Origin of the sequence: Prevotella vespertina (genome assembly GCF_009728485.1) — a bacterium.
In the GTDB taxonomy this organism is placed as follows: domain Bacteria; phylum Bacteroidota; class Bacteroidia; order Bacteroidales; family Bacteroidaceae; genus Prevotella; species Prevotella vespertina.
The window spans coordinates 78,660-85,813 of sequence record NZ_VVIQ01000013.1; the positions used below are offsets into that span (position 1 = coordinate 78,660).

The 7,154-nt window shown below is 43.3% G+C and carries 7 protein-coding genes; 3 read left to right on the top strand and 4 right to left on the bottom strand.

Features of this window, described 5'->3' with window-relative positions:
- Positions 1 to 40 precede the first annotated feature (40 nt).
- Genes F0475_RS10405 through F0475_RS10415 form a run of 3 tightly spaced genes read left to right on the top strand, consistent with a single transcriptional unit; the run spans position 41 to position 3,908 of the window.
- Positions 41 to 709: a T9SS type A sorting domain-containing protein gene (locus F0475_RS10405; protein WP_155716582.1), complete on the top strand. Its 669-nt coding sequence runs from the start codon at positions 41 to 43 to the stop codon at positions 707 to 709.
- Positions 710 to 739: 30 nt separating this feature from the next.
- A complete protein-coding gene (locus F0475_RS10410) occupies positions 740 to 2,053 on the top strand; it encodes a thioredoxin family protein (protein WP_155716583.1) in 1,314 nt (437 codons plus the stop codon).
- Between the two features lie 28 nt (positions 2,054 to 2,081).
- Positions 2,082 to 3,908 carry a MutS-related protein gene (locus F0475_RS10415; protein WP_155716584.1) on the top strand — a complete coding sequence of 609 codons (1,827 nt, stop codon included), beginning with the start codon at positions 2,082 to 2,084 and terminating at the stop codon, positions 3,906 to 3,908.
- Positions 3,909 to 4,037: 129 nt separating this feature from the next.
- On the opposite strand, the gene F0475_RS10420 is transcribed toward F0475_RS10415, so the two are convergent.
- From F0475_RS10420 to F0475_RS10430, 4 genes are all read right to left on the bottom strand, one after another.
- Positions 4,038 to 5,555, bottom strand: coding sequence for a glycoside hydrolase family 10 protein (locus tag F0475_RS10420; protein ID WP_155716585.1), 1,518 nt, complete (start codon positions 5,553 to 5,555; stop codon positions 4,038 to 4,040).
- Between the two features lie 78 nt (positions 5,556 to 5,633).
- Positions 5,634 to 5,807, bottom strand: a complete 174-nt coding sequence (locus tag F0475_RS11755) for a hypothetical protein (protein ID WP_199879808.1) — start codon at positions 5,805 to 5,807, stop codon at positions 5,634 to 5,636.
- 92 nt (positions 5,808 to 5,899) lie between these two features.
- Positions 5,900 to 6,448, bottom strand: coding sequence for an RNA polymerase sigma factor (locus F0475_RS10425; RefSeq protein WP_317163221.1), 549 nt, complete (start codon positions 6,446 to 6,448; stop codon positions 5,900 to 5,902).
- 49 nt (positions 6,449 to 6,497) lie between these two features.
- On the bottom strand, positions 6,498 to 6,809 hold the full coding sequence (locus tag F0475_RS10430; protein ID WP_155716587.1) for a T9SS type A sorting domain-containing protein: 312 nt from the start codon (positions 6,807 to 6,809) through the stop codon (positions 6,498 to 6,500).
- Positions 6,810 to 7,154 lie beyond the last annotated feature (345 nt).

Consider the following 7,154-nt stretch of genomic DNA (forward strand, 5'->3'; position numbering starts at 1 on the left):
AGTCATCATCAATTAAGTAGATAAATATAAATTGAACAATATGAAATTACGCTTACTCGTATTAATCGGACTGCTGACCAGTCTTTTAGTTAGTGCTCAAGCACAGACAAGTAACAATGATGTTGCCTTCGTGGATGCGCAAGGTAAGGTTATTCCGAACGGCACAACGGTGGTATTAAACGCTGTGAAAGATGCCATGTTCCCACCTGGATGGAAGGAAATAGCAGGTGAGGTGTATATTAAGAATACGTCGGATAAGAATCTGGAAGTAACCCTTTACAGTAGAATTAACAGCCTTGATGAAGGCAATGTGACGGTTTGTGCACTTGGCGGATGCACTCCTGTAGAAGAAGGTAATAGTACAGAGATAGGAAGTCAGATGTTGTTGGCAGGCTCGGAGAGGGAGTCTATTGCGATAGAACACACTTACGAGCATAGTGAGAAGGGCTCGATTACACTGAAACTGACTACCAAAGAACTTGGTTCCGAGCAAGAGATTGAAGGTCCAACTATTATTGTTAAGTTCGATACTAACCCAACAGGAATAGTAGATGTAGCGTCACAGAAGGGTCTTACTTACGATGTATTCAATACGCAAGGTACCTTATTATATAAGCAGCTTACATCCTTATCCAATCTTCCTAAGGGCATTTACATCTTGAAACAGACGGGCTCAAAGAAGGCAATTAAGAAGTTCGTTGTGCGCTAAGTATTCATCTTTAATCATTGACAACCTGATATGTTACGTAGAATTTACATACAATTTATTACCCTGCTTGCCATCCTCTCTTATGGAGTAAACGCTCATGCACAAGAGCATATACTTATCCCTGTTGCTGGACAAAAGGTGTATGTGCCACTTACGGAACCGAGTGTAAAAGGAAAGATTGTGGTTTCCAACATTGGTAGAACTCGCATTCAAGACATTGACTACACGCTTTCTTTCAATGGAAAAGAGCTAGAGTCAAAGCATTACACATTACCCCAAACACTGGGACATAATGATGATGCTGTGATTGAAGTAGCTGTTCCGCCACACACAGAATTGGGTGAAGATGAACTGATCTTCACGATTACGAAGGTGAATGGAGGGCGCAATGGAGCTACTATCAGTGAGGCTCGAATACCGAGAGTAACGGTTACTAAGGTGGCAAAGAGGAAAGTTGTTGTAGAAGAATACACGGCAATGTGGTGCCGATATTGTCCATCTGGTATTGCCCTCATGGAGAACTTGTCGCATACTTTTGGCGATGACTTCGTTGGCATAGCGGTGCATACTGATGATCCATTGACCTGTTGGGACTATTATGCAAAAGCCAGGGAAGACTCTCGCCGTCCCTCTCTTTATATGAATAGAAGCCGTAAGTTAGGGTATGTCAAGGCTGTTGATGAGTTCAAAGCAGAGCAAGATGCAGGTGCAGATATGGATCTTGATGTATCTGCCGAATGGGATAAAGAGAAGAACAACATCACTGTTACGCCTGCAGTAACGTTCCGTTTGAATCGTGAAAAAGCCCCTTATGGCTTTGCCTATGTGCTGACTGAGGATGGAATGTCACGTCCCGAATGGGTTCAAAACAATGCTTATGCGGGTAGCGAGAGCGATCGTGGAGTAACAAAAGAGTTCGATGTGTTCATCGATTCACCAAGTGAAATCCGTAATCTAAAGAACAACTTTGTTGCCATTGCGGCTACTGGTGTGAAAGAGCCAGTGGATAGTCTCATTGAAGCTCCTATCAAAGCCGACCAGACGCAGAGCCATTCTTACATCTTCAAGGATGTCTCGAAGATAAAAGTTCTACAAGATAAAGCAAGGTTGAAGGTATGTGTTTTGCTGATAAACACACAAACGGGAAGAATAGAAAATGCGGCTAAGTGCAGTATTGCTGACGCTCAAACAACTTCTATCTCATCTGTTTCTGATAGAAAGGAAACCGCTGTTGAGACCGCACGTTATACATTGGATGGTCGGCGAATTACGGCTCCACAAAAGGGAATCAACATTGTGAAGTATAGCGATGGACGTGTTCGTAAAGAGGTTATAACGCAATAAACGCTTTCAATATAGTATATTTCTCAACATGAATAAGGAACTAACAGCTCATTATCAACGGAAAGTTGAAGAAGAGAACAGCCTTCTCTCAAGGCTTCGCAACCGTAGTCGAGCCTTCATACTGGCAGAAGTAAGCTCTTTCTTACTTGCTATTGGCTTCGTAGTAGTCTATACTTTGCTTGCTAATGCAGCCTGGACACTAGCTTGTGGGCTGTTAGCTCTCTTCTTATATGTATACATTCGCAAGCTAGATGTGCGTAACGACCGCCGTATAAAGGTGGGAGAAGCAATGGTGATGACCTATGAGAATGAGATAAACTACCATCATGGCGACTTCAGTAAGCTCAATGCTGGCACGCAATATATCAATCCGCAGCATCCATACACATACGATTTAGATGTGTTCGGAGCTGGTTCTCTGTTCCAACGTATCAACCGCACCATCTCAACAGGGGGCAGTGACCAGTTGGCAGAATATCTTTCAAAGGAGTGGGGAGGTCTAGATCAGAGTGAACAGGTGGGTCAGATTCATCAGAGAATGGCATCCATTCAAGAGTTAGGACAGGCAGAGTCGTTTCTAACTCGGTTCAAGTCGTTTGGTGTAAAGGGGCAGATTCAAACAAAGGAAGTGCTGACGGCACTGACAGATGTGCATCAAAAGCAGCTACCCAAATACTTCTCTCATCCTCTTTTCCGCCTTTTCTGTTCTGCAAACTTGCTGGGTTTCTATGCCAGTATCGTACTTTCATTCATGGATATTGTGCCCTCCTTGTTGCCAATATGGTGGGGAATCTTCAACTTCCTATTATCTTTCTTGTGTTCGCATAAGCACATCCGTGTTATATCCGAACTGATAGCAAAGGTGCAAACAGCGGTCGATGGCTATTTACAAGTGCTGCGACTCATCAATCAAACCGACTTTCAAGCATCAGAATTGCAGGCATTGAAAGGGCGATTAGCAGGTGCGGAAGAGTCTTTAGAGCGGTTAGCACTCATCTTACAGAAGATAGATAACCGCAGTAATGAGATTGGTATATTCATCTTTAATTGCTTTGCTTTGATTGATATAACCATTGTCCGACTCTTTCAACAGTGGCAACGAGCGTATGAAGAGCGCACAAATGAATGGATAGAAACGCTGAATCTCTTTGACACACTGGTATCTATGGGCAATTACAAACTCAATGAGAATAAAGCGGTGCAGGCTGAGGTTGTGGCAGAGAATCAGGTCGTCTTTAATGCAAAAGCGCTCTATCATCCTTTCTTGGGAGAGCATGCTGTGGCAAACGACTTCGACATTCAAGATCGTGAATATTATATAGTAACAGGTGCAAACATGGCAGGTAAGAGTACGTTCCTGCGTTCGTTGGGTGTGAATTATCTGTTGGCAATGAACGGATTACCCGTGTTTGCCAAGCAACTAAAGGTCTCCGTCTTCCACTTATTCACGAGTATGCGCACCACAGATGACCTCACTCATGGTATTTCCTACTTCAATGCTGAGCTCTTACGACTCGATCAGCTGTTAGGCTCTCTACGTGAGTCTACACCCAACCTCATCATACTTGACGAGATACTAAAGGGTACTAACTCCTTGGATAAGCTAAATGGTTCACGTCTATTCCTACAACACATCGCCTCACGAAACGTCACGGGCGTGATTGCCACACATGACTTAGAGTTGTCAAAGATGGAAGATGAAGAGCCAGAACGGTTCCATAACTATTGCTTCGAGATTGAGTTAGGGAAGCAAATTACCTATTCTTATAAGATAAGTAAGGGTGTGGCACGCAATCAGAACGCAACGTTTCTGTTGCAGGGGATACTGAATAAAGAAGGAGCAAATAGATTATAAAGGCAAGAGAGCATGGCATTGTCCTGACTAAAAAACTGTTACGACACGTGCTATTCCTATCTTACTCCGTCTTTTAAAACCTGTTTCTTTATCAGGACTGACGATGATATAATAAAGAAGGTGAAGTTCTTACAACTTCACCTTCTTCTTTTTTCCAGTGCTCTCATTGCTCATTCTGTCTAGAGCAGTGACCACATAGACATATTTCTGATTGCCATCTTTATAATTCAAGCGCACCTTGTTTTCATAAGGCATCGCTATAATCTTCGATGGGTCATTGGTGTTTATAGGCTCATCAGGCGTGAACTGATACACAACATATTGATGTGCTTCATCCTTCCAGCCCTTTCCCTTCGGTGCTTTCCACGTGAGGTAATAGCCATCGCGTTCCCATTGTGCCTTCAACCGCTTGGGATGTTTCGGTGCATCAGAGTCTATGAAAGGCATTAAGGGTTGCAAGGCTGGATAGCGCCAGTAGTCTGTTCGCAAGAGAGTTCCATAGTTCCCAGGGTTGTCAACAGCTGCCTTTGCATACCAGAGCACTGTTCCGTTGACATTGGTCGACTGCTGATGTAAGCGACGTTTAGCTGCTAACTGATGGATAGAAGGGTTCTGTGGGTCAGCGAATTTGACGGTTCGCAGCACGTCTTCACCTATGTATAATGGGCGTTTCCCAGCGTTGCGATTCCACCAACCAATCAATTCCTTGTAGTCAGCAGCACGATTGCCAATCTCCCAATAGAGCTGTGGTACACAATAATCAACCCATCCGTTGTTCACCCACTTTAGTACATCGGCATAAAGGTCATCGTAGTTTTGAAGTCCATTTGTCCTACTTCCGTTACGAGGGTCAGCCTTTTGATTGCGGTAAATACCAAAGGGTGACACGCCAAACTTCACCCATGGCTTTACAGCATGTATCCTTTCGCCTAGTTCCTTGATGAAGACATCAACATTATCACGCCTCCAGTCGTTGATATTTGAGAATCCTCTCGGGTCCTGTTGGAAGTTCCTTTGATCAGGAATAGGCTGTCCTGCAACAGGATAAGGATAGAAGTAATCATCGATATGAAGCCCATCTACATCGTAACGAGACACGATGTCGTCAACAACCTGGCATATATACTCACGATTCTCACGCAAGGCTGGGTTCAAGATGTACAACCCATCGTATGAGAAAACACGTTCGGGATGTTGCACAGCGATGTGACTATTAGCCAACTGGTTGGTGTTCTTTGTCTTAGCACGATAGGGATTGATCCATGCGTGCAGCTCCATTCCTCGCTTATGGCACTCATCTATCATCCATTGCAAGGGATCCCAATAAGGCGAAGGAGCCTGTCCTTGCTGTCCAGTGAGGAACTTGCTCCATGGTTCTAACTTGCTTGGATAGAGGGCGTCGCACTCTGCTCGCACCTGAAAGATGATGGCGTTAACCCCATCCTTTTGTAGTTCGTCCAACTGATAACGCAGGGTTTGCTGCATCTGTTGCGTTCCGATACCCTGAAACTGCCCATTGACACACTGGATCCAAGCTCCACGAAACTCGCGCTTTGCTGGTTGACTCTTAGCAAAACTGGTCATAGTAATGGTCAAGAATAGTACTATCAATGACAGAATCTTCATGCCTTCACGAATTTGTCTCATGTGTTTATCTTTTTCTTTGTTATGCTTTTTTATTTGTTTTGATTGGTCTTTTCTTTTATAATTAATCTATCATGTGTATCACAACCGAGCCTCTTCTACCATCGTTTTGTAATACTCATCCCAGCTAGCTACAGCCTCCTCTGCTAACAGCCTATCCACTAGTCGATGCGGAAAAGAGGTGAAATAATTGTTGGGAACACGGAAGGGACGTGCCTTCCCATTGCTTGAATTGATATGATTTTCTTGTTCCATAGAGAGTTATTGTTACTACTCTCTTAGACTTCAAATAGGTAGATTGGTTTAAACATAATGCTCTTCTTTTTTACTTAGAAGACTTTGCAACATTATTCGTGTTGCTTCATATACGTCGTAACCTTCTCTACTGCAATGTGATAAGAGGCTTTCAACGCTCCGACACTCGTACCCAGTAGTTCACTCATATCGCTATATTTCATCTCATCAAAGTAGCGTAAGGTGAACACCAAGCGCTGTACATCGGGCAAGGTGGCAATGGCTTCTTGCAAAAGGGCTTGCCCTCTGTCACCATCGAAATACTCATCTGCTAGCAAGCTGTCGGCTAGGTGTAGGGTGTCTTCGCCTCCCGTGACAACTGCCGAGCGTTTCCGACGTAGGCACGCAAGTGCTTCATTGATGGCAATACGATATAGCCATGTAGACAACTGGGACTTGCCTTGAAAATTGTCAAGTCCTTTCCATGCCTTTAGAAACGTGTTTTGTAGCACGTCATCGGCATCATCATGCGTGATAACAATACTTCGAATCTTCCAATATAGCGGTTCACTATATTGGTTTACAATATCTAGGAATGCTTTCTGTCGCTCTTCCGAGCTCGCTAACTGGCGAACTTCTTCCGATTTATCAAGGGGAGACACGTTACTCAAAAAGCTTTTGCTGTACCAGAATTGGGGGGATGTCTAGCCCTTAACGGATAGATATTTTCCGGACAACTTTACCCACTTTCACAATGTAACAACCCCTTGGGAAGCTCAAAGTATAGTGCTTGTCACTACCGTCAACACGCACATTCATCACCTTTACTCCTGTAACGTTATAAATCGAGAGAACCTCATCTTCAGCACCAACAACACGTAAGACATTATTTGTAATGGTGATGGTAATGGATGGAAGTTCCTGTTCGATTAACTCCACTGGAGCCTCGGCACGTGCCGAAGTAACAGCACCCATGAGGAGTATTAAGGTGAGAATAAAAGGAGTAAATATCTTTTTTACCATAGACGATTGCTTTTGTTATTAGCTACAAAGATAGTAAATTTCAGCATACATTGGCTTGGTTTATTGCCTTGGTTATAGTATCTTTAATGATTATTAACGTGTTGAAAAGACAGAGGAACATAGTTTTTTAGACAAAATGACATAGTGACATATTTTTTGAATGACATATTTCTTAGACATAGAAACATAGTATCAATGTGCTTGGTAACGGATGTTTAAGACAGAAGGACTCTAAGTTTGCAGCAAGAAACTTAAACAGGGTATAATCCCCTTTAGGAAGCAAGGTTGATTCATTACCTTTGTTGTCAAAAGGAAGAACCAGCCTACAGGATAGGGAAACTATAG

Excerpts from the sequence above, each read along its gene's own strand:
- F0475_RS10405 (WP_155716582.1), top strand. The coding sequence starts at position 41 with ATGAAATTACGCTTACTCGTATTAATCGGACTGCTGACCAGTCTTTTA.
- F0475_RS10410 (WP_155716583.1), top strand. The coding sequence starts at position 740 with ATGTTACGTAGAATTTACATACAATTTATTACCCTGCTTGCCATCCTC.
- F0475_RS10415 (WP_155716584.1), top strand. The coding sequence starts at position 2,082 with ATGAATAAGGAACTAACAGCTCATTATCAACGGAAAGTTGAAGAAGAG.
- F0475_RS10420 (WP_155716585.1), bottom strand. The coding sequence starts at position 5,555 with ATGAGACAAATTCGTGAAGGCATGAAGATTCTGTCATTGATAGTACTA.
- F0475_RS11755 (WP_199879808.1), bottom strand. The coding sequence starts at position 5,807 with ATGGAACAAGAAAATCATATCAATTCAAGCAATGGGAAGGCACGTCCC.
- F0475_RS10430 (WP_155716587.1), bottom strand. The coding sequence starts at position 6,809 with ATGGTAAAAAAGATATTTACTCCTTTTATTCTCACCTTAATACTCCTC.